Raw genomic sequence first — 22758 nt, 5'->3', positions numbered from 1 at the left:
AGGCTTATTTATCGCCAAGGATCTGTTTGACCAATGCCGCATGCCCGGCCTTGTCGTCGGCGCGGGAGATGATCTGGATCAGCATCATGCGGGTACCGGAGCCGGCCAACAGGCTGGTGTCGAGCGTCAGACCGCCGCCCTGGGTGGCGGTGCTGTCGATCTGGCGCAGGCCCAGGCCTTTGATGGTCAGGCTTTTCTCGCTTTGCTTGTTGAAGTCAGGCAAGGCTTCGCGTTGCTGAGTGGCGAAACCGGACACTGACTCGTCCAGAAAAGCAGTGTCGTTGTCTTTGACATTCAGACTATTGGGCAAGGTATTTTCAGCAATGATCAGTACGGTTTTGCTCGCCTGATTGGTGTACATGGTGCCCGTTGCACCAGCGGTGCCCTTGGCGGCATCACCACCAGGCAGTGGGTTGGCGATAAAGCCCTGAGGCAAGGTGAAAGCGAATTTCCCGCCCAGCGCCGAGATTTTTTGCGCAGGTGCGGTTTTCGCGGCCGGTTGCTTGGCGGCGTAAACGCTCACGGCAGCGAAGCTGGTGACCGCTGTCAGCAACAGGACAACGGCTTTTTTACTCAACGACATGCAAACTCTCCGGGGTAATCGCGCAGTGGCGGCGATCATCCCACGGCCAACCTTGATCACTCCAGCGCGATCTTGAATCAAGGTGCCAGAGGCGACGTGAGGTCATTTGACGCGCACGGCGTGGGTTCGGATCCTTACTCGGCACAATCGGCTGGGCGTTCGCTGGCTACCGTGGTTGCGGGTCGCTTGGCTCGATCGTCACTTCAGGCATTCGCCGGGCATTACCACGCGATGGTGCGGCCAGCCGCTTGGTGATCAGCAACATGCCAAGGGACACTGCCACGCCGAGGACGAATGCGCTCCACCCCCAACGAGGCAGTGCCAAAGCCAGCGTCAGGCAGAACGCCGCGAACGAATACATGCCGGTGGCCGTGGCCCGCAGTAACGCGGCGGTGAATGCGGGCCCCCGGGTTTGTTGAGAGAACACCGCCATGACACTGCCGAGCACCGGGAACACCGCGAGCAAGCCGCTCCAACGCTCGCCGACGGTGCTGGCGAGCAAGGTCACCGCCAGGGTCAACAGCGCCCCGGCCAGCATGCGCAGCAAGAGTTTGTCGGATTTCGGCGCAGGGCCTGAAACCAAGGGCTGAACATGCGGGAACAGATAAGGTGCCGCGAGCAACGCAGTGATCGCCGCGAGGGTCGAAAACACCAGTGACGCTGGAATCAGCGACAACACCACGGCCGCCGTGGCCCAGCTCAGCAGGGCGATCGACAACGCTGCAGGCCAGTTGAATTTTTGCGCCGCCTGGGCGTAAACCACGCAGAAGGCAATCATCGCAAACATCGCTGACAACGCCGCGGTGGCTGCTTGCGTCGCAAAGACCGGGCCTTGTTCGACGGCCAGAAAAAACAGAATCGGCCCCACCACCACCGGCAATCCGGACAGCCAACCGGCTACGCTCGGTCCCCAGCGTTTGCCGGCGAGGGATATCAGTAAGAGAAATCCGGGGATTAGCGACAGTTTCAAAAGCAGCACGGCCAAGTCCTTGGTCAATTGTCATTGTTGTCACAGCATACCCGGCTTCGTCATGCCATTTCCGGCTTGGGTACGCAGATTGCAATCGCAGGTCATGGTTGCGAGTGCATCGACTACCCTAAGAGATGAGCGAAGGCCGCCTGTCACGTCATCGGAACCGGTTTTCAATGTGCGGTCATTGCTTCAGGTGCGGCATTGGTGCCGCCTCTGGACCACCACACACATGGAGTCAGTTAGATGAAAGCAACGACCTGCGCCTGCCCCAACTGCAACTGTAAACTGGGTGAGCACTCTATCGTCCGCCACGGTAAACACTATTGCTGCGAGGGTTGCGCCAAGCATCACGAGCATGGCGAAGCCTGCACCTCGGCGGGTTGCCAATGCGCCAAGGGGGCTCACGGCTGAAAACATCCGCCTGAACGTGGAGCCGTTTGTGCTCCACGTTGAGCGGGTGTCAACTGGCGGCAGTCGTGGCGCCTCGTTACCATGGGGCCTTCTCCCTTACATCACGATTCTTGCCCATGGCCCTTGCCGCTCCGCCTGATCTCAGCGACACCGATGTGCCGGTGCAGCCATTGGCGCGCACCTATCCGCGCGGCCTGTACATCGAGCCGCACGAACATGTCTGGGGCCAGTTGTTGTATGCGATGAGCGGGGTGATGTGGGTCGAGACACCCGACGAAGCATTGGTCGTGCCGCCGCAACGGGCGGTCTGGTTGCCACCGGGGGTGGTGCACGGGATTCGGGTGGTCTCGGACCTGCAGATGCGCAATATCTACCTGCGCCCCGCGTTGGCTGCGACGTTGGACAGCAGCGTTCAGGTGATCGAGGTCGGCGGTTTGCTGCGCGAGTTGATTCTCGGGTTGGTCGAGCAGGGCGACAGTGGGCCGACGGACTATTATGAGGCGCTGGTGGGGCTGGCGTTGCTGGAGCTGAAACGGGCGAAACGTTCGCTGTTGAAGATTCCCATGCCGGACAACGCCGAGCGGCGGCTGGTCAATCTCTGTCAGGCGGTCATGGCTGCACCGTCTCTGGATATCCCCTTCGAACAGCATGCCGAAAATGCCGGCGCCAGCGTGCGCACCCTGGCGCGGTTGTTCAAGGATGGGTTGGGCATGGGTTTTGCCGAATGGCGGCGTCAGGTGCAATTGGCGATTGCAGTCGCCGAGCTGATCCAGGGCGTGCCGGTCAGCACAATCGCCCGTGAACTGGGCTATTCGCCGAGCAGCTTCAGCGACATGTTTCGCCGCGAGCTGGGTGTTGCACCCTCGCAGTTCGCCCGCGAAGGCGATTTCAGCTCCGCGCCGTAGCAGGGCATTTGGCCGAAATCCTGAAGTACTTGGCCGATCGCTTTGGCGACCATTCTCTAGACTCTGTGTATCCCCGATTACACGGAGCTCAGCATGAACTACCTCATTTCAGTGGCTATTGGTCTTGGCGTCGGCCTGCTCTACGGCGCGCTGGATTTTCGTTCGCCCGCGCCACCGGCCATTGCATTGGTGGGGTTGCTGGGCATGTTGGCCGGTGAGCAGCTGTGGCCGATGGGGCGGCAACTGGTCGCTGGCTGGATCTCCTGAAATCCCTTCATTTGTCAGATGGACATTCCCATGAAAGCACTGCAATTCGATAAAATCGGTGATCTGGCGGCCCTGCGTTACGTTGAGGTACCCACCCCGGTTCCGGGCGCCAACGAGGTGTTGGTGCAGATCAAGGCTGCGGGCCTGAATCCCAGCGACGTGAAGAACGTGCTTGGACGTTTTCCCTACACCACGCTGCCACGGATTCCCGGTCGCGACTTCGCCGGCGTGGTGATTGAAGGCCCGCAGGCGCTGATCGGTCAGGAAGTCTGGGGCACGGGCCGCGAGTTGGGTTTTTTCGCCGATGGCTCGCATGCGCAATACGTGAAGCTGCCGGCCAAGGGCGTCGCCCTCAAGCCAACGCATTTGAGCTTTGCCCAGGCTGCCAGCCTTGGCGTGCCCTACACCACGGCGTGGGATGCGCTGGAACGTAGTCTGGTGAGCGCGCAAACCCGTTTACTGGTGATCGGTGGTGGCGCAGTGGGTAGCGCGGCGCTGGCGCTGGGAAAAATTCGCGGTGCCGAGGTGTTGGCGGCAGCGCGACGTCCCGAGCAGGTCAAGGCCTTGCAGGCCCAGGGCTTTAACACGATTCAACTGGAAACACCGGAAGCGCTGGGCGCTCAGGTCAATGCGATTTTCACCGGTGGTGCCGACGTGATTTTCGATACCACCGGTTTTTGGCTGCCGGCGTCGGTAGCGGCGTTGGCCACCTTCGGCCGCATCGCAATCATCGCCGCACCCGTCGACGGGCAGGTGCAACTGCCCGCGTTGGCGCTGTATCGCCGGGGTGGTTCGGTGGTCGGGATCAACTCGTTGCTGTACGGCGTCGAAGCCTGCGCGGCGATGCTTGAGCAGTTTGGCCGGTTTTTCGATGACGGGTTGTTGCCGTTGCCGGATGGGCTGCTGGAGTCGCCACTTGCCGAGGGGCTTGAGCGTTATGCCGAGGTGAATCAGGGCGGTGGCGACAAGGTGATTTTGTTGCCGTGATGGCTGTCGGGTTCGAGGTGTTCCATCGACGGGTGATGACGGTGGCGAGGGAGCTTGCTCCCGCTGGACGGCGCAGCCGGCCCAGTAACGATAGTCGCGTTCCAAATGTCGGAACGCGTCGTCTGCATTACGACTGCTTCGCAGTCGAGCGGGAGCAAGCTCCCTCGCCACAGGTTATGCCTCAGGCACACCGTTCTCCCACGCCGACCAGTTCTTCAGAATCTCCTGCACCAGCGGGTTGCCGGTGCGGAAGAGGTTTTCCAGGGCCGGCATAAAACCACCCTGATCGGCGTACTTGAGCAGGTTGTCGACTTCGCTGTAACCCGGATACGGACGGTCGAAGTCGGAACCGGCGCGCACCACTGCCAGGCGCTGGATATCCACCAGGCCTTCACGGCTGGCGCGCAGCAGTGCTTCATACGTCGAGTTGTCTTCCTGCTGAGTCGTGCAGTAAACGCCTTGGTTGTCCGTCAGCAAGCGGGTCCAGACTTCGGCACGTTCGCTCAAGCGTGTTCCGGAAAACCAGGTATTGCCGGCCAGGGTGTCGCATTGAGTGACCACCGGCGGTTGATTGGCCGGCGCGTAGGGATATTTCATCCGCCATGCAGCGGACTCTTTGCTTTCGCTCAGTGCAACGTTTGCGCTCAGGGCGAAGGCTTTGGCTTGCAGCTTCGGGTTGAGTTCGAAGACTTCGGTCTTGTAGTCCAGCGGCGGTTTTTCGTTAGGACCTTTGGTGTTGATGCCGATGTAACCGGTCGGCCACTCTTTGGGAGCGTCCCGCGAATCCAGTTCCCATTGCGTGCCGAACTCCACCAGATAATGCGCCCACGCTGCAGTGCCGATAGTGCCGTGGTGCGGGTTGATGCCGGCAATTCCGGCGATCAGGAAATAGCTTTTGCGCAGGTCGAATTTCGGCGACAGGGCCAATGCCAGCGTGGATGCCGCGGCGTTGGTCTGGCCCATGCCGGTGACCATCAGGCACACCTGCTGTGTATTGCAGCGAATGTTCGGGTACTCGGCGGAAAGCCCCGGTACGCGGATCTCCTGCTTGAGCTCCAGGCGATCAATCCAGGTTTGCGCTTCCGGGGCGAACATGCTGATCAGCATGACTTTCGGCGTGATCGGGGCCTCGGCTGCCCAGACACTGGAAGAGAGCAGGGCGCTGAAGGCCAGGCCGGCGGACAGAGAAAGGCGTGTGACGGTGTGCATGGAACCTCCTTGGTAGATGTTGATAGCGAAGCAGCTTGTCACTCAAAACTGATACCCGACACCTGCGTAGTAACCCCAACCATCGGAACGAGCGCGGAAGTTGCCTTCACCGAAATTCAACTCGCTGCCATCCTCCCAGTTACCGCCGTTATGGAAATAACGCCCGACCAGGGTGAAGCGCAGGTGCGTGAATGAATAGAGCAATACGTTGGTGGCCACGGTGGCGTTGGCCGTGCGTGCCGGATTGTCTTTATGCAGGTCCGAACCAAAGTCGAAGTTGGTGAAGCCAATGTAAGTCAGTGACGCGCCATTGCTGAAGCGGTCGATGGGCACGATGTACTTCAACTGGGCACGATACCCGTCCCACGAGTACTCGTTGCTGGCGCCGTAGTTTTCCCACTGATAGCGCCCATAGAAGTTGGCCGACAGGTTGACCCGCGAATGGGTGTCGATGTCGGTGCCCAGGCCGCTGTAAAGCGTGTTGGCGCGATTGGCGGTGCTGCTGCCGTGGTCGTAGATCCAGTCGAACGCGACATACCATTCCTTGAACGGCCCGACCGCCAGGCTGCGACCGGCCAGGTAGTCGATGGAAATACGTGGCTCGTGCTCCATGAACAACGGCGAACCGTGGTCCCAGGCACCTTTGTCGTGGCTGTTGCCGATGCCGAGGATCTTCGGGGCGTCAATATAGCCATACAGTTCGAATGGCCCCTTGCGCCCGAAGTACTCGTATTCCAGGTAAACGTCGTCGGCCGGTTGCGGGCCGAAGCTAATGTCCTTGCTGCCGATCAGCGTCAGATCCTGATTGAACCAGTCCGACAGGTACGCGCCTTTCTTTGGTGGGCTGGCTTCAGCGCTGAGCGTCTCGCCTTGGGCGGATTCATCAACGGTTTTTTCTTGAGCCAGGGCAGCGCAGCTGAGTAGTCCCGTAACGGCGCTTAGTAGCAAGGAAACAGCAACAGTGGGGCAGGACGCGGTGCGTCTGGAAGTGGCGTGCATTGAAAATCCCTGTTCGTGCAGTGGTTGGCCGAACGTGAGCGCTCATGTAGTGATCGGGCGTTCACGTGACTGACGCAAACGTTTGCATGTTGCGGACCAACTTGGAACAGGCGATTGAAATAAAGGGAGATTTTGTGAATTAGCTGACGTTTTGGTTAGCAATTTGCTCCCTTGGCGAGCGTGTCTGCTCGAAAGCGGGGCAGGCTCTGCCAGCGCTTGCGCCGTGCTCTGTTAGAATTGTTGAACTTGAATTCCAGAGGTGCCCCCATGAGCGAGCCGATTCGCCTGACCCAATACAGCCACGGCGCAGGTTGTGGCTGCAAGATTTCACCTCAGGTGCTGGAGGTGATTCTGGCCGGCAGCGGCGCGCAGAATCTCGACCCTAAGCTCTGGGTGGGTAATGCATCGCGCGACGATGCGGCGGTGTATGCCATCGACGACGAGCGTGGCGTGGTGTCGACCACCGACTTCTTTATGCCGATTGTCGATGATCCGTTCGATTTCGGCCGCATTGCCGCCACCAATGCCATCAGCGATATCTACGCGATGGGCGGCGATCCGTTGATGGCGATTGCGATCCTTGGCTGGCCGGTCAACGTGCTGGCGCCGGAGATTGCCCGGGAAGTGATTCGCGGCGGCCGTTCGATCTGCGATGAGGCGGGTATCCCATTGGCCGGCGGGCACTCGATCGATGCGCCGGAGCCGATCTTCGGCCTGGCGGTCACCGGGCTGGTGCAAAAGCGCCACATGAAGCGCAACGACACGGCCACCGCCGGTTGCTTGCTGTACCTCACCAAACCGCTGGGCATCGGCATCCTCACCACCGCCGAGAAGAAGGGCAAGCTGCGCGCCAGCGACGTCGGCCTGGCCCGTGACTGGATGTGCACACTGAACAAACCCGGTAGCCGTTTCGGCAAACTCGACGGCGTGACCGCCATGACCGACGTCACCGGTTTCGGGTTGCTGGGGCATCTGGTGGAGATGGCCGATGGCAGCGGCGTGACCGCGCGTATTGATTACGACCGCGTGCCACGTTTGCCGGGTGTCGAGTACTACCTCGATCAAGGCTGCGTGCCGGGCGGTACCCTGCGTAATTTCGACAGCTACGCCAACAAGGTCGGACGCATACAGGAGTTGCACAAGCGCGTACTGTGCGATCCGCAGACCAGCGGTGGTTTGCTGGTTGCCGTGACGCCCGAGGGCAACGAGCAGTTTCTTGCCGTTGCTGCCGAATTGGGCCTGAACCTGGCGCCGATCGGTGAACTGGTTGAGCGACAGAGCAACGCGGTAGAGGTGATTTGATGCTTATCGATTTCACTGATTACCGCGACATCTTCCTCAACGACCGGCCGATGATGGATGTCCGCGCGCCAGTCGAGTTCACCAAGGGGGCGTTCCCTGGGGTGATCAACCTGCCGCTGATGACGGACAATGAGCGCCAGCGGGTCGGCACTTGCTACAAACAGCACGGTCAGCAGGCCGCCATTGTGCTCGGGCATCAGTTGGTCTCGGGTGAGATCAAGGCGGCGCGCATCCAGGCCTGGGCTGATTTTGCCCGGGCCAATCCCGACGGTTACCTGTATTGCTTTCGCGGCGGTTTACGTTCGCAGATCGTCCAGCAATGGCTCAAGGACGAGGCGGGCATCGACTACCCTCGGGTTGGTGGCGGCTACAAGGCGATGCGGACTTTCCTGCTGGAAACGGTCGATCAGGCCGTCGAACAGTGCGATTTCGTGTTGCTCGGCGGCATGACCGGCACCGGCAAAACCGATGTCCTCACCCAATTGAGCAATGGTCTGGACCTTGAAGGTTACGCCAATCATCGCGGTTCCAGCTTCGGCAAGCGCGCGACCGGTCAACCCGGCAACATCGACTTCGAGAACCGCCTGGCGGTGGACGTGCTGAAAAAGCGTGCCCGTGGCATTGAACAGTTCGTGCTCGAAGATGAAAGCCGTATGGTCGGCAGTTGTGCCTTACCGCTGCCGCTGTATCAGGGCATGCAACGTTTTCCGATGGTCTGGCTCGAAGACAGCCTGCAAGACCGGGTCGAGCGGATCCTGCGCGATTACGTGGTGAATCTCTGCGCCGAATTCGTCGCTGTGTTTGGCGACGAGGGGTTTGCACAGTTCTCCGAACGTATGCTGGCAAGCCTCAACAACATCAGCAAACGCCTGGGTGGCGAGCGTCATCAGCGCATGTTCGATTTGATGGAGGCCGCGTTGGCCGAGCAGGCACGCAGCGGTGCAGTGGACTTGCACCGTGGCTGGATCGAAGGTTTGCTGAACGAGTATTACGACCCGATGTACGCCTTCCAGCGCGAGAAGAAAGGCGACCGAATCGAGTTTGTGGGGGAGGAGGCTGCGGTGCTTGAGTATTTGCGTGAGCGCGGTAATCGTTAAGATCGAGACGCAAGCGCTGGTTAACACCAGCGCCTGCAATCCCCGTTTAAAGCACCATCGCGCCGATCAGGCCGCAGATCACGCCAACCAGCATGGTCAGCACAGCTACGGTCACCAGCACCCGGGTATCGAAATCCTTGCGCAGCATCAACAGCGACGGCAGGCTGATGCTCGGCAAGGTCATGAGTAGCGCCACGGCCGGTGCGGTGCCCAAACCCAGGGTCATCATGGTTTGCACAATGGGGATTTCCGCGGCGGTGGGAATCATGAACAGCGTGCCGACGATGGCCAGCGGTATCAGCCATAGCAAGCTATTGGCCATTGCGCCGTCCACATGCGGGAACAGCCAGACCCGGGCAGCGCCCAGAACCAGGACTGCCAGCACGTAGATCGGAATAGTGGTCCAGAACAATTGCCACAAGGTCCGCGCCCAGCGGCTCAGAAAGGGTTGTGCGTCGGTTGTGCGGGTCGCTTCGGCCACTGCTTCCAGCGCCGCCTCCGGCATGTAATCGGGTCGCGAGATGCGTTGGGCGACCAACGAAACACCCAGCACCAGCACAATTCCCGCCACCAGCCGCAGTGCGGTAAAGCCCCAGCCGAGTACGAAGCCCATGAACACCAGCGTTGCCGGGTTGAGTACCGGGTTGGCAATCCAGAATGCCAATGCCGCCCCCACCGAGACGTTCTGACGGCGCATGCCGGACACCACGGGCGCGGCGCAGCAGGTGCACATCATGCCTGGCAAGGCGAACAAGCCACCGCGCAAGGTCGAAGCAAAACCGGCACGGCCGAACAAGCGCAGCAGCCAGTCTCGCGGAATCAATACCTGCAACAGCGAACCCAGGATCACCGCCAGTACGGCCGCTTTCCAGATCGCCAGGAAGTACACCTTGGCGTACACCAGTGCAGCGGCGAGCGGTGAGGTTTGTTCATCGTTGAGGATGGAGGCGCCGATGCTGTGGCTGTCGGCAGCCACGAATGCCTTGAGGTAGTAGGGCGACCACTTGACGTAGTAGAGGCCGATACAGGCAACCAGCAGGAACAGGGCGGGTTTCCACCAGAGCGCCAGGCCCCGGTTGGGGACCGCTAAGGAGTTGGACATACAGAGGCTCCGGACAATTAGGACAGTGGGGCATCATACTCCAGTGCAGTTTAGTCCAGAGGCCTGGAAACGGTGGGCACACGCCGACCCGTTATGTGGGACACGTCTGCGGGCCGTTGTTCAGCTCTTGCTTGTAACGATGACTGAGCAAGGTGGCCTTGCCGTTGTGCCAGGTCAGAGTCAGCACATACAGCGAGTCGAAATCGTTGGATGGCCAGTCGTCGAGAAGGGCGCGTTTTTCACCGGTGGCCTCTTCCGCCACCTTGTTGATCAACTCCGGCAGATAGCCGTGGGACCAGGCCGTGTAGATGATCGAGTTGCGGTACTTGGCGTGAAGTAGCTCGTCGGCCAGTTCGCTGATGTCGTTGGCCGAAAATTCGATGTTCACCGGCAGCCCGAGTTTGATTGCGGTGGGGCTGATGGTCAGCAGGGGGCGGAGGTAGCTGTAGGAGTTGTTGAACTCGCCTTCCTCGACGTTGCGTGTCGGATTGGCGGCAAACACGTAATTGGCTTTGCCGAACTTTTCTGGCAGTAGCTCTGCCAGTTTGATCGCGCGGTTCAGGCCCTGGCAGTTCAGCTGGCCGAGACCTCCGGCGGGCTTTTCTGCATGGCGCAAGAACACCAGGGTCTGGGTGCCGTCAGCCGGTTGGGCGCGGGTCTCACTGGCTTCCAGCGCCAGGAACAGGACGCAGGTCATGAGCAAGGCCGCACAAAACACCAGGGGGCGCGGCTTCAGGGTTTTAACGAAGTTCAGGTGCTTTTTCATTGAGTTATTATTCTTCAGCGCATTCGTTTAAGGCTGACAAAACATCACACCGGGAGCTCGCGGCTTCAAAGTGCTTTTCATGTCGTGGGGTCGATTCGTCTAACGCAAGGGCAGCCTTGGAGTCCACGTGCGCCCTTTGGTTCGATTCGAATCGGCGCGCATTACTTTATCTGCGGAGCGGGTTGGCTGACCGGAAGGTTATCGACAGAATGTTTCTGAATTAACCTGGCCCCATCAGCGTCGTGCTTATAATCTAACCGCCTTGAAGGCCGGGCATCTGCCGCGACCAGCCCCCATCATCGCCATTCAACTGTCACTGGATGTTCACCATGACCGATTTGTCTGCATTCCCGATTACTGAGAAATGGCCTGCGCAGTTTCCCGAGTGGATACAGCTCTATTCCTTGCCGACACCCAACGGCGTCAAAGTCTCGATCATGCTCGAAGAAACCGGCTTGCCTTACGAGCCGCACCGGGTGGGTTTCGATACCAATGATCAGTTCTCTCCAGCATTCTTGTCACTGAACCCCAACAACAAGATTCCGGCGATCCTGGACCCCCACGGGCCGGGTGATCAGCCACTGGCATTGTTCGAGTCCGGAGCGATTCTGATCTACCTCGCCGACAAAAGCGGGCAACTGCTGGCGCAGGAATCGGCCGCACGTTACGAGACGATTCAGTGGTTGATGTTCCAGATGGGTGGCATCGGACCGATGTTTGGTCAGTTGGGCTTTTTCCATAGATTTGCCGGCAAGGACTACGAGGACAAGCGCCCGCGTGACCGCTACGTCGAAGAGAGCAAGCGTTTGCTTAAAGTGCTCGACGGTCGCCTGGAAGGCCGCGACTGGATCATGGGTGAGCGTTACACCATTGCCGATATCGCGACGTTCCCGTGGGTGCGAAACCTGATCGGTTTCTATGAGGCGGGGGATCTGGTCGGGATCAACAACTTCCCGAACGTATTGCGCGTGCTGGAGCGCTTCCTGGCACGGCCGGCAGTGATTCGCGGGCTGGAAATTCCCAAGTGACGGCAAGCGTCACGACTCCATGATTTAGCCCGGCTTAAGGAAGAGCAATGCCTCGATACGACTTCAAACAGGTGGACGTCTTCAGCCGTGTTGCACTGAAGGGCAACCCGTTGGCCGTGGTCTTGGGGGCTGACGAACTGAGTGACGAACGCATGGCGGCGTTTGCGACCTGGACCAACCTCAGCGAAACCACCTTCTTGCTGGAGCCCGGCGATTCGCGGGCCGATTATCGAGTCCGAATCTTCACCACCTTGCAGGAGTTGCCGTTTGCCGGTCATCCGACCCTGGGCAGTTGTCATGCCTGGCTGGAGGCCGGTGGCATTCCCAAGGGTGAGGAGATCATTCAGGAGTGTGGCGTTGGCCTGGTGCGAATCCGCCGCCGTGGCGCCGACCTGGCGTTCCTCGCACCACCGTTGCTCAAGTCCGGCCCGCTGGATGTGGCACTGGTGGAGCGGGTGCGCCTTGGGCTCGGGCTGGAAGCCGGTGCGATTATTCGGGCGCAATGGGTTGATAACGGTGCTGGCTGGTTGGCCGTGATGCTCGCCGAGCGTGAGCAAGTGCTGGCGCTGCAACCCGATCATTCACAGCTGCTCGGGCTGGCGATCGGTGTCATTGCGCCGTGGCACCCCGAACGTGATGGCGACGAGGCCCAGTTTGAGGTGCGCGCGTTCATTTCCGGGGACGGCATGCCCGAAGATCCGGCCACCGGCAGCTTGAATGCCGGCGTTGCCCAATGGTTGTTGGCCGAGGGGCTGGCGCCGGAGGTTTACGTGGTCAGCCAGGGCCTGACCATGGGCCGCGCCGGGAGAATTCAGGTCGAGCGGATTGGCGCTGACATCTGGATCGGCGGCTCGGTCGTGACCTGTATCGACGGTAGCTTGAACCTGTAACGCTGGCGAGCTTCTTAACCGTTGCTCGCCGCCAAACTGTTACCGAATCGGAAATAAACTGTTCCTTAACTTACGTTTGTGTCGGCGGGGGAGAGGGGCATAAGCTCCCTTCCTTTATGACTTTCGTCTTGTCCAGGCCGTTGGCCTCCTGCCAGGAAAACCCATGTCCAGCCAGTTCCCCGAAGCTCGTCCACGTCGTTTGCGTCGCAATCCGCAGTTGCGCAGTCTGTTCCAGGAAACCGAGTTCACCCTCAATGACCTGGTGCTGCCGATCTTTGTCGAAGAAGAAATCGACGATTTCGTGCCGATTACCAGCATGCCCGGCGTGCGGCGGATTCCGGAGTCGAAACTGGCAGGCGAAATCGAACGCTATGCGCGGGCGGGCATCAAGTCGGTAATGACTTTCGGGGTCTCCCATCACCTGGATGGCAGCGGCAGCGACACCTGGAATGAAAACGGTCTGGTGTCGCGTATGGCACGGATCTGCAAGGACGCGGTGCCAGAGATGATCGTGATGTCCGACACCTGTTTTTGCGAGTACACCGATCATGGTCACTGTGGGGTCATGCATGCGGGGGAAGTCGATAACGACAAGACCCTGATCAATCTCGGCAAGCAAGCTGTCGCCGCTGCACGGGCTGGGGCCGACGTGATTGCGCCTTCAGCGGCAATGGACGGGCAGGTCCAGGCGATTCGCCGGGCGCTCGACGAAGCCGGCTTCAGCCAGACTTCGATCATGGCCTATTCGACCAAATTTGCCTCGGCGCTCTATGGTCCGTTCCGCGAAGCCGGTGGCAGTGCGCTCAAAGGCGATCGTAAAAGTTACCAGATGAACCCGATGAACCGCCGTGAAGCAGTGCGCGAATCGTTGCTCGATGAGCAGGAAGGCGCCGATGCGCTGATGGTCAAGCCAGCTGGTGCGTATCTGGACATCATCCGTGATATCCGCGAAGCGTCGCGTTTGCCGTTGGCGGCCTATCAGGTGAGTGGCGAATACGCGATGATCAAGTTCGGTGCCGCCGCCGGTGCGATCGATGAGGACCGTGTGGTGCGCGAGAGTCTGGGGGCGATCAAGCGGGCGGGCGCGGACCTGATCTTCACCTACTTTGCGATGGACCTGGCGTTGAGCGGCATCTAAGCCGCCGGGCGTTCCATTGTTACCAGAGGAACGGTTTGATCCCGTGGTCCCGGAAGTAACGCTCGATGACTTTCGGGTCGGCGGACAGGTCGGCGACGGCCACATAACTGTCGGGCCTTAATAGATAGAAGCCATTGCGCGCCAGCCCGGCGGCTTCGTGGGTCGGATGCCAGTCGAAAACGTGCAGTGCCAAGTGATGCTCGGCGCACCAGGCGAGCATTTCTTCGCTGGTGTCGCCGTATACGTGAACCTGCCAGTTGAGGCTTGTCAGGCTGTCGAAATTATCGGTCTCGCTGTCATGCGCCCAAGGCAGGCGATCACCGCCAAAAACATGGCCGGCGTGGCCTTCGCTCAGAGGCATCCCGCGATAATTCAGGGTGATTTGCGACACCGTACGAAACAGATACTCGCGCGCCAATTCAAATGAGACCATTTTGGGTAGCAGGAACGGTGCAATGCGGGTGCGTATCACGTCGGCCATTGCGCCTTCGGCGGAGACGAAATTGAACACTCTGTCGGTGGTTGCCACCAGTCGCCGGGCAAAGGCCATGCGTTCGACTTCATAACTGTCGAGCAGTTTGTCGTTGGCTGCTCCATTGAGAACGGCAGCGAGTTTCCAGGCGAGGTTGATCGCGTCGCCAATACCGGTGTTCATGCCCTGGCCGCCGGCGGGGCTGTGCACATGGGCAGCGTCACCGAGCAAAAAGGCGCGCCCGAAGCGGAAGGTGTCCGCTACCCGGTGATGGACCCGATAGGTCGAAAACCAGTTGACCTTGTTGACCTGAACTTTCAGGTGTTCGATGGCCCGGCTACTGACGTCTTCAAACTTGAGGGTTTCAGCCTGTTCCGCGCGTTCATCGCGCACTGTTCCGATCAACCGTGCACGGCCTTCGCCGGCCAGCGGAAAAACCGCCAGAAAGTCGGCTTCATCCAGATCCACATGCAGTTCACCATTGAGCGCCAGACCTGAGGCTTCGACGTCGGCGACATAAAACACTTGCTGGTAGGTGCCGCCGGGAAAGCCGATGTCGAGTGCCTTGCGCACGGTAGAACGAGCACCGTCACAACCGGCCAGGTAGCAGGTCTGACAGGTATGTTCCTGGCCGTCGGGCAGGAGCAACTGCGCGGTAATGCTGCCGCCATGTTCGCTGAAACCGATCAGCTCGGTGTCGCGCTCGACCACCACGCCGAACTGCTCCAGGCGTTCGATCAACAGTCGCTCGTGCTGGTCCTGCGGGAACATTTCCAGAAACGAGTAAGGGGTCAGGTCCTTACCGATGTCCTCGAACGGTAACCGCGCCACCGGTTCGCCTTTGACCCACAGATTGACTGCCGGTACTTTGTGGCCGTTCTGCACCACGGCGTGGCTGAGGTCGAGCTGGCGGTACAACTCCAGCGTCCGTGCCTGAACCGCCAGGGCGCGAGAAGTGGTGCCGGGTGCGCTGGTCTTGTCGAGTATGCGCACCCGGACTCCAAGCTTGCTGAGCCACAGCGCCAGGACCAGTCCTGTGGGGCCGGCGCCAACGATCAGTACATCGCTGCGGTTCATGTCGTTGCCCTCGGTCGAGAGTCCCGCTGAACAGGGGTGTATCCAGTTTAGATCCGATTGACCGAGGTGCTTGCATCCTCCGATGCAATGGTTCAAGAAGCGATATCCTCGGCGGTCAGAGCGCTTAAAAGGACCCATGTAAAAAATGCGATCCCATCGATTGATCATGAGTGTAGTTACGTTGCTGCTATTGGCCGGCTGCGCGAATCAGGCTGCTCGGCAAGCGGCTCAACCGACGCCCGTACAGGTGAAAGCGCAGATTGCCCGTTTGTTGCCGAGCAGCACCGCAGACCGTGAAGGTTGGGCCGCCGACATTTATGCAGCGTTTGCGGCACAAACGATCCCGCCCACCACGCAGAACCTGTGTTCGGTGCTGGCGGTAACCGAGCAGGAGTCGACCTTTCAAACAGACCCGACAGTGCCGGGCCTGGGAAAGATCGCCCGAGATGAAATCGATCGACGTGCTGCCAGGGCACACATTCCCGATCTGTTGGTGCGCGGAGCCTTGCAGGTCAGCTCAACCAACGGCAAAAGTTACAGCGAGCGCTTGAATGCGGCGCGCAGCGAGAAGGAACTCAGCGCGATATTCGACGATTTCATCGGCCGGGTGCCGATGGGCAAAACACTGTTTAGTGGTTTCAATCCGGTGCATACCGCAGGCCCGATGCAGGTCAGTGTCGCGTTTGCCGAGCAGCACGCACAGCACTATCCCTATCCGGTAGACAGCTCGATTCGTCATGAGGTGTTCAGTCGCCGTGGCGGCATGTACTTCGGCATTACACATTTGCTTGGCTACCCAGTGAGTTACCACCAAGCGTTGTACCGCTTCGCCGATTTCAATGCCGGTTGGTACGCCAGCCGCAACGCCGCGTTTCAGAGTGCGCTCAATCACGCTTCGGGAAGCAGTTTGGCACTGGATGGTGATCTGATCCGCTACGACTCGATCATGCCCGGCACGACGGAATTGGCGGTTCGCGCGTTGGGTAAACGGCTGGACATGCGCAATACGACGATCAGGGACCAGCTGGAGCTGGGTAACCGCCTGGAATTTGAAGACAGCAAGCTATATAAGAAGGTGTTCGAACTGGCGGAAACGGCTGAAGGCAAGCCGCTGCCCAGGGCAATCCTGCCGGGTATCCAGTTGCAAAGCCCGAAAATCACTCGAAATCTCACCACGGCCTGGTTCGCCAAGCGTGTCGATGAGCGTTATCAGCGCTGCATGGCGCGTGCTTTGGCGGAGTAGAGGTAAGCGTTGGCTGTGCAAGTACCGGGCGCTGATCTCAGTAGAGCCCGGGGATGAGCCGCCAGGTCTTGGCACAGTAAGCGTCATACTCGGCACCAAACTCACTGCGCAACAGGTCTTCTTCGGCGTTTATGCGAGCAATGAGGGCAGGGAGCAGCAGGAGGACGAGCACGATCCCGACACTGGAGCGAAAGGCCAGCGCCCAACCCAGCGCGTTGATCAATAAACCGAGATAACTCGGATTACGCAGCCTTCGGTAGATACCGTCAGTCACCAGCGTATGCCCAGGTTGAATGGCGACCAGGCCGCTGAAGCGTTTGCCAAGTACGAACACGGGCCAGATCCGCAACGCGCCGCCCGCAATGAATAGAATTGCGCCAACCCAGCGTATGCCTTCGCCACCGAAGGTCCAGAAGTCCATTCGGTCGGTATAGGCCGGAATAAATGCGGACAACACGCCGATCACCCCAAATACCGGTAGCACCCAACGGTTGCCCCGGTCTTCACGCACCCCGGAGTTCAAGTTGGCTTCGGTGAGCAACGAAACTCCCACCATCACCAGCGTCGCAAGGGCAATGACCACCAGGGCTGGATGCGAGAAAAACGCAGCAAAACCACCCAGTCCCAGAATGGCGAGCCCGAGATAGACCAGAACTGCTGCAATGCTGAACACGGCCAGCTTCAGGGAGATCTTCATGGCGGGGGTGCTCGTTGGATCATCTCTATATAAGCGTAGTGGGGCAGGCTGATTACGGTGCCTGATCGGCCGCTTTCACCAGCCAGGATAGAAAAACTAAATTAAGTGTTGACGGCAGATTCTGGACGTCTATAATTCGCCCCACTTCCGGCGCAGTCGAAACGGAAAACTCCTTGGTAAACAAAGAGTTACGCAGTTTTCGACAGCGGTTACGCTTCAGTTCATCGAAGCTCGAAGGAGTTGAAAGAGCGGTGTTGTTTGGCTCTTTTAACGGTTCGATCCTCTCGGTCGAAAGCGGAGAAAAAGAGGTGTTGACAGCGGCGAGTAACGCTGTAGAATTCGCCTCCCGCTAACGAGAGATCGGAAGCGCAAGTGGTTGAAGTTGCAAAGGAAACTTTGAAAACTTCTGAAAATAACCGCTTGACAGCAACGGAGGCTGCTGTAGAATGCGCGCCTCGGTTGAGACGAAAGATCTTAACCAACCGCTCTTTAATAACTGAATCAAGCAATTCGTGTGGGTGCTTGTGCAGTCAGACTGATAGTCAACAAGATTATCAGCATCACAAGTTACTCCGCGAGAAATCAAAGATGTAACCAACGATTGCTGAGCCAAGTTTAGGGTTTCTTAAAAACCCAAAGATGTTTGAACTGAAGAGTTTGATCATGGCTCAGATTGAACGCTGGCGGCAGGCCTAACACATGCAAGTCGAGCGGTAGAGAGAAGCTTGCTTCTCTTGAGAGCGGCGGACGGGTGAGTAATGCCTAGGAATCTGCCTGGTAGTGGGGGATAACGTTCGGAAACGAACGCTAATACCGCATACGTCCTACGGGAGAAAGCAGGGGACCTTCGGGCCTTGCGCTATCAGATGAGCCTAGGTCGGATTAGCTAGTTGGTGGGGTAATGGCTCACCAAGGCGACGATCCGTAACTGGTCTGAGAGGATGATCAGTCACACTGGAACTGAGACACGGTCCAGACTCCTACGGGAGGCAGCAGTGGGGAATATTGGACAATGGGCGAAAGCCTGATCCAGCCATGCCGCGTGTGTGAAGAAGGTCTTCGGATTGTAAAGCACTTTAAGTTGGGAGGAAGGGCCATTACCTAATACGTGATGGTTTTGACGTTACCGACAGAATAAGCACCGGCTAACTCTGTGCCAGCAGCCGCGGTAATACAGAGGGTGCAAGCGTTAATCGGAATTACTGGGCGTAAAGCGCGCGTAGGTGGTTCGTTAAGTTGGATGTGAAATCCCCGGGCTCAACCTGGGAACTGCATTCAAAACTGTCGAGCTAGAGTATGGTAGAGGGTGGTGGAATTTCCTGTGTAGCGGTGAAATGCGTAGATATAGGAAGGAACACCAGTGGCGAAGGCGACCACCTGGACTGATACTGACACTGAGGTGCGAAAGCGTGGGGAGCAAACAGGATTAGATACCCTGGTAGTCCACGCCGTAAACGATGTCAACTAGCCGTTGGGAGCCTTGAGCTCTTAGTGGCGCAGCTAACGCATTAAGTTGACCGCCTGGGGAGTACGGCCGCAAGGTTAAAACTCAAATGAATTGACGGGGGCCCGCACAAGCGGTGGAGCATGTGGTTTAATTCGAAGCAACGCGAAGAACCTTACCAGGCCTTGACATCCAATGAACTTTCCAGAGATGGATTGGTGCCTTCGGGAACATTGAGACAGGTGCTGCATGGCTGTCGTCAGCTCGTGTCGTGAGATGTTGGGTTAAGTCCCGTAACGAGCGCAACCCTTGTCCTTAGTTACCAGCACGTTATGGTGGGCACTCTAAGGAGACTGCCGGTGACAAACCGGAGGAAGGTGGGGATGACGTCAAGTCATCATGGCCCTTACGGCCTGGGCTACACACGTGCTACAATGGTCGGTACAGAGGGTTGCCAAGCCGCGAGGTGGAGCTAATCCCATAAAACCGATCGTAGTCCGGATCGCAGTCTGCAACTCGACTGCGTGAAGTCGGAATCGCTAGTAATCGCGAATCAGAATGTCGCGGTGAATACGTTCCCGGGCCTTGTACACACCGCCCGTCACACCATGGGAGTGGGTTGCACCAGAAGTAGCTAGTCTAACCTTCGGGAGGACGGTTACCACGGTGTGATTCATGACTGGGGTGAAGTCGTAACAAGGTAGCCGTAGGGGAACCTGCGGCTGGATCACCTCCTTAATCGACGACATCAGCTGCTGCATAAGCTCCCACACGAATTGCTTGATTCATTGAAGAAGACGATTAGAAGCAGCCCGAAATTGGGTCTGTAGCTCAGTTGGTTAGAGCGCACCCCTGATAAGGGTGAGGTCGGCAGTTCGAATCTGCCCAGACCCACCAATTTTGCTTGTGTGGGAAACGCCTGTAGAAATACGGGGCCATAGCTCAGCTGGGAGAGCGCCTGCCTTGCACGCAGGAGGTCAACGGTTCGATCCCGTTTGGCTCCACCACTACTGCTTCTGTTGCATGAAAGCTTAGAAATGAGCATTCCATCGGTTCGATGGTGAATGTTGATTTCTAGTCTTTGATTAGATCGTTCTTTAAAAATTTGGGTATGTGATAGAAAGATAGACTGAACGTTACTTTCACTGGTAACGGATCAGGCTAAGGTAAAATTTGTGAGTAATTGCGAATTTTCGGCGAATGTCGTCTTCACAGTATAACCAGATTGCTTGGGGTTATATGGTCAAGTGAAGAAGCGCATACGGTGGATGCCTTGGCAGTCAGAGGCGATGAAAGACGTGGTAGCCTGCGAAAAGCTTCGGGGAGTCGGCAAACAGACTTTGATCCGGAGATGTCTGAATGGGGGAACCCACCTAACATAAGTTAGGTATCTTAAGCTGAATACATAGGCTTAAGAAGCGAACCAGGGGAACTGAAACATCTAAGTACCCTGAGGAAAAGAAATCAACCGAGATTCCCTTAGTAGTGGCGAGCGAACGGGGACTAGCCCTTAAGTGGCTTTGAGATTAGCGGAACGCTCTGGAAAGTGCGGCCATAGTGGGTGATAGCCCTGTACGCGAAAATCTCTTAGTCATGAAATCGAGTAGGACGGAGCACGAGAAACTTTGTCTGAATATGGGGGGACCATCCTCCAAGGCTAAATACTACTGACTGACCGATAGTGAACTAGTACCGTGAGGGAAAGGCGAAAAGAACCCCGGAGAGGGGAGTGAAATAGATCCTGAAACCGTATGCGTACAAGCAGTGGGAGCCCACTTTGTTGGGTGACTGCGTACCTTTTGTATAATGGGTCAGCGACTTATTTTCAGTGGCGAGCTTAACCGAATAGGGGAGGCGTAGCGAAAGCGAGTCTTAATAGGGCGTCTAGTCGCTGGGAATAGACCCGAAACCGGGCGATCTATCCATGGGCAGGTTGAAGGTTGGGTAACACTAACTGGAGGACCGAACCGACTACCGTTGAAAAGTTAGCGGATGACCTGTGGATCGGAGTGAAAGGCTAATCAAGCTCGGAGATAGCTGGTTCTCCTCGAAAGCTATTTAGGTAGCGCCTCATGTATCACTGTAGGGGGTAGAGCACTGTTTCGGCTAGGGGGTCATCCCGACTTACCAAACCGATGCAAACTCCGAATACCTACAAGTGCCGAGCATGGGAGACACACGGCGGGTGCTAACGTCCGTCGTGAAAAGGGAAACAACCCAGACCGTCAGCTAAGGTCCCAAAGTTATGGTTAAGTGGGAAACGATGTGGGAAGGCTTAGACAGCTAGGAGGTTGGCTTAGAAGCAGCCACCCTTTAAAGAAAGCGTAATAGCTCACTAGTCGAGTCGGCCTGCGCGGAAGATGTAACGGGGCTCAAACCATACACCGAAGCTACGGGTATCACTTAGGTGATGCGGTAGAGGAGCGTTCTGTAAGCCTGTGAAGGTGAGTTGAGAAGCTTGCTGGAGGTATCAGAAGTGCGAATGCTGACATGAGTAACGACAATGGGTGTGAAAAACACCCACGCCGAAAGACCAAGGTTTCCTGCGCAACGTTAATCGACGCAGGGTTAGTCGGTCCCTAAGGCGAGGCTGAAAAGCGTAGTCGATGGAAAACAGGTTAATATTCCTGTACTTCTGGTTATTGCGATGGAGGGACGGAGAAGGCTAGGCCAGCTTGGCGTTGGTTGTCCAAGTTTAAGGTGGTAGGCTGGAATCTTAGGTAAATCCGGGATTCTAAGGCCGAGAGCTGATGACGAGTGTTCTTTTAGAACACGAAGTGGTTGATGCCATGCTTCCAAGAAAAGCTTCTAAGCTTCAGGTAACCAGGAACCGTACCCCAAACCGACACAGGTGGTTGGGTAGAGAATACCAAGGCGCTTGAGAGAACTCGGGTGAAGGAACTAGGCAAAATGGCACCGTAACTTCGGGAGAAGGTGCGCCGGTGAGGGTGAAGGACTTGCTCCGTAAGCCCATGCCGGTCGAAGATACCAGGCCGCTGCGACTGTTTATTAAAAACACAGCACTCTGCAAACACGAAAGTGGACGTATAGGGTGTGACGCCTGCCCGGTGCCGGAAGGTTAATTGATGGGGTTAGCTAACGCGAAGCTCTTGATCGAAGCCCCGGTAAACGGCGGCCGTAACTATAACGGTCCTAAGGTAGCGAAATTCCTTGTCGGGTAAGTTCCGACCTGCACGAATGGCGTAACGATGGCGGCGCTGTCTCCACCCGAGACTCAGTGAAATTGAAATCGCTGTGAAGATGCAGTGTATCCGCGGCTAGACGGAAAGACCCCGTGAACCTTTACTATAGCTTTGCACTGGACTTTGAATTTGCTTGTGTAGGATAGGTGGGAGGCTTTGAAGCGTGGACGCCAGTTCGCGTGGAGCCAACCTTGAAATACCACCCTGGCAACTTTGAGGTTCTAACTCAGGTCCGTTATCCGGATCGAGGACAGTGTATGGTGGGTAGTTTGACTGGGGCGGTCTCCTCCTAAAGAGTAACGGAGGAGTACGAAGGTGCGCTCAGACCGGTCGGAAATCGGTCGTAGAGTATAAAGGCAAAAGCGCGCTTGACTGCGAGACAGACACGTCGAGCAGGTACGAAAGTAGGTCTTAGTGATCCGGTGGTTCTGTATGGAAGGGCCATCGCTCAACGGATAAAAGGTACTCCGGGGATAACAGGCTGATACCGCCCAAGAGTTCATATCGACGGCGGTGTTTGGCACCTCGATGTCGGCTCATCACATCCTGGGGCTGAAGCCGGTCCCAAGGGTATGGCTGTTCGCCATTTAAAGTGGTACGCGAGCTGGGTTTAGAACGTCGTGAGACAGTTCGGTCCCTATCTGCCGTGGACGTTTGAGATTTGAGAGGGGCTGCTCCTAGTACGAGAGGACCGGAGTGGACGAACCTCTGGTGTTCCGGTTGTCACGCCAGTGGCATTGCCGGGTAGCTATGTTCGGAATAGATAACCGCTGAAAGCATCTAAGCGGGAAACTAGCCTCAAGATGAGATCTCACTGGGACCTTGAGTCCCCTGAAGGGCCGTCGAAGACTACGACGTTGATAGGTTGGGTGTGTAAGCGCTGTGAGGCGTTGAGCTAACCAATACTAATTGCCCGTGAGGCTTGACCATATAACACCCAAGCAATCTGCATGCTTCGAGAGAAG

The 22758-nt window shown here is 57.7% G+C and carries 18 protein-coding genes, 2 tRNA genes and 2 rRNA genes; 14 read left to right on the top strand and 8 right to left on the bottom strand.

What is annotated here, in order from left to right; translation table 11 throughout:
- Positions 1-4: 4 nt before the first annotated feature.
- Both AABM55_RS19205 and AABM55_RS19200 read right to left on the bottom strand, forming a co-directional pair.
- Positions 5-583 (bottom strand): hypothetical protein, encoded by a 579-nt coding sequence (locus AABM55_RS19205; RefSeq protein WP_347927335.1) that lies wholly within the window; start codon positions 581-583, stop codon positions 5-7.
- Between the two features lie 166 nt (positions 584-749).
- Positions 750-1562, bottom strand: a complete 813-nt coding sequence (locus AABM55_RS19200; RefSeq protein ID WP_347927334.1) for a hypothetical protein — start codon at positions 1560-1562, stop codon at positions 750-752.
- Positions 1563-1799: 237 nt separating this feature from the next.
- Between AABM55_RS19200 and AABM55_RS19195 the strand changes: the two genes are divergently transcribed.
- The 4 genes from AABM55_RS19195 (at position 1800) to AABM55_RS19180 (ending at position 4126) form a co-directional block, all read left to right on the top strand.
- The gene (locus AABM55_RS19195; RefSeq protein WP_019689605.1) at positions 1800-1967 is read left to right on the top strand and encodes a metallothionein; all 168 of its coding nucleotides are present in this window, start codon (positions 1800-1802) and stop codon (positions 1965-1967) included.
- A gap of 116 nt (positions 1968-2083) precedes the next feature.
- Complete coding sequence (locus AABM55_RS19190) at positions 2084-2872, top strand: helix-turn-helix domain-containing protein (protein ID WP_103320336.1); 789 nt, start codon at positions 2084-2086, stop codon at positions 2870-2872.
- Positions 2873-2965: 93 nt separating this feature from the next.
- Positions 2966-3139 carry a DUF1427 family protein gene (locus AABM55_RS19185; RefSeq protein ID WP_081013678.1) on the top strand — a complete coding sequence of 58 codons (174 nt, stop codon included), beginning with the start codon at positions 2966-2968 and terminating at the stop codon, positions 3137-3139.
- 30 nt (positions 3140-3169) lie between these two features.
- Positions 3170-4126, top strand: coding sequence for a zinc-binding alcohol dehydrogenase family protein (locus tag AABM55_RS19180; RefSeq protein ID WP_347927333.1), 957 nt, complete (start codon positions 3170-3172; stop codon positions 4124-4126).
- A 174-nt stretch (positions 4127-4300) separates the two neighbouring features.
- Here the strand turns inward: AABM55_RS19180 and AABM55_RS19175 are convergent, their stop codons facing one another.
- A complete protein-coding gene (locus AABM55_RS19175) occupies positions 4301-5335 on the bottom strand; it encodes a purine nucleoside permease (protein WP_347927332.1) in 1035 nt (344 codons plus the stop codon).
- 42 nt (positions 5336-5377) lie between these two features.
- On the bottom strand, positions 5378-6334 hold the full coding sequence (locus AABM55_RS19170; protein WP_054593108.1) for a nucleoside-specific channel-forming protein Tsx: 957 nt from the start codon (positions 6332-6334) through the stop codon (positions 5378-5380).
- A 267-nt stretch (positions 6335-6601) separates the two neighbouring features.
- Here AABM55_RS19170 and selD point away from each other — a divergent pair, with 267 nt between their 5' ends.
- Both selD and mnmH read left to right on the top strand, forming a co-directional pair.
- Entirely contained in the window at positions 6602-7636 is a 1035-nt protein-coding gene (gene selD, locus AABM55_RS19165; protein ID WP_054593107.1) for a selenide, water dikinase SelD, read from the top strand.
- On the top strand, positions 7636-8733 hold the full coding sequence (mnmH, locus tag AABM55_RS19160) for a tRNA 2-selenouridine(34) synthase MnmH (RefSeq protein WP_347927331.1): 1098 nt from the start codon (positions 7636-7638) through the stop codon (positions 8731-8733). The genes selD and mnmH overlap by 1 nt, the downstream gene beginning before the upstream one ends.
- Before the next feature lie 46 nt (positions 8734-8779).
- Here mnmH and AABM55_RS19155 read toward each other — a convergent pair whose 3' ends face one another.
- Together AABM55_RS19155 and AABM55_RS19150 are read right to left on the bottom strand one after the other, a co-directional pair.
- Positions 8780-9835, bottom strand: a complete 1056-nt coding sequence (locus AABM55_RS19155; protein ID WP_347927330.1) for a permease — start codon at positions 9833-9835, stop codon at positions 8780-8782.
- Positions 9836-9926: 91 nt separating this feature from the next.
- Positions 9927-10601, bottom strand: a complete 675-nt coding sequence (locus AABM55_RS19150; RefSeq protein WP_054593104.1) for a hypothetical protein — start codon at positions 10599-10601, stop codon at positions 9927-9929.
- Between the two features lie 329 nt (positions 10602-10930).
- Here AABM55_RS19150 and AABM55_RS19145 point away from each other — a divergent pair, with 329 nt between their 5' ends.
- From AABM55_RS19145 to hemB, 3 genes are all read left to right on the top strand, one after another.
- A complete protein-coding gene (locus tag AABM55_RS19145) occupies positions 10931-11629 on the top strand; it encodes a glutathione binding-like protein (protein ID WP_054593103.1) in 699 nt (232 codons plus the stop codon).
- 47 nt (positions 11630-11676) lie between these two features.
- Positions 11677-12519, top strand: coding sequence for a PhzF family phenazine biosynthesis protein (locus AABM55_RS19140; RefSeq protein ID WP_347927329.1), 843 nt, complete (start codon positions 11677-11679; stop codon positions 12517-12519).
- A gap of 163 nt (positions 12520-12682) precedes the next feature.
- A complete protein-coding gene (gene hemB / locus AABM55_RS19135; RefSeq protein ID WP_019689616.1) occupies positions 12683-13657 on the top strand; it encodes a porphobilinogen synthase in 975 nt (324 codons plus the stop codon).
- Positions 13658-13676: 19 nt separating this feature from the next.
- Here hemB and AABM55_RS19130 read toward each other — a convergent pair whose 3' ends face one another.
- Entirely contained in the window at positions 13677-15206 is a 1530-nt protein-coding gene (locus tag AABM55_RS19130) for an FAD-dependent oxidoreductase (RefSeq protein WP_347927328.1), read from the bottom strand.
- Positions 15207-15351: 145 nt separating this feature from the next.
- Here AABM55_RS19130 and AABM55_RS19125 point away from each other — a divergent pair, with 145 nt between their 5' ends.
- On the top strand, positions 15352-16449 hold the full coding sequence (locus tag AABM55_RS19125) for a DUF1615 domain-containing protein (RefSeq protein WP_347927327.1): 1098 nt from the start codon (positions 15352-15354) through the stop codon (positions 16447-16449).
- 37 nt (positions 16450-16486) lie between these two features.
- Here the strand turns inward: AABM55_RS19125 and AABM55_RS19120 are convergent, their stop codons facing one another.
- Positions 16487-17146: an isoprenylcysteine carboxylmethyltransferase family protein gene (locus AABM55_RS19120; RefSeq protein ID WP_347927326.1), complete on the bottom strand. Its 660-nt coding sequence runs from the start codon at positions 17144-17146 to the stop codon at positions 16487-16489.
- Positions 17147-17791: 645 nt separating this feature from the next.
- On the opposite strand from AABM55_RS19120, the gene AABM55_RS19115 reads away from it, so the two are divergent.
- The 4 genes from AABM55_RS19115 to AABM55_RS19100 all read left to right on the top strand — a co-directional run bounded on the left by AABM55_RS19115 (position 17792) and on the right by AABM55_RS19100 (position 22723).
- A 16S ribosomal RNA gene (locus tag AABM55_RS19115) occupies positions 17792-19328 on the top strand.
- 82 nt (positions 19329-19410) lie between these two features.
- A tRNA-Ile gene (locus AABM55_RS19110) sits at positions 19411-19487 on the top strand.
- A gap of 34 nt (positions 19488-19521) precedes the next feature.
- Positions 19522-19597, top strand: a tRNA-Ala gene (locus AABM55_RS19105).
- A 234-nt stretch (positions 19598-19831) separates the two neighbouring features.
- Positions 19832-22723: ribosomal RNA gene (locus tag AABM55_RS19100) — 23S ribosomal RNA — on the top strand.
- The 16S and 23S rRNA genes sit together here with 2 tRNA genes alongside, the layout of an rRNA operon.
- Positions 22724-22758 lie beyond the last annotated feature (35 nt).

Origin of the sequence: Pseudomonas helvetica (assembly GCF_039908645.1) — a bacterium.
Taxonomy (GTDB): domain Bacteria; phylum Pseudomonadota; class Gammaproteobacteria; order Pseudomonadales; family Pseudomonadaceae; genus Aquipseudomonas; species Aquipseudomonas helvetica.
Note: the sequence above shows the minus strand (reverse complement) of the source record. Positions and strands in the feature narration are given on the sequence as shown.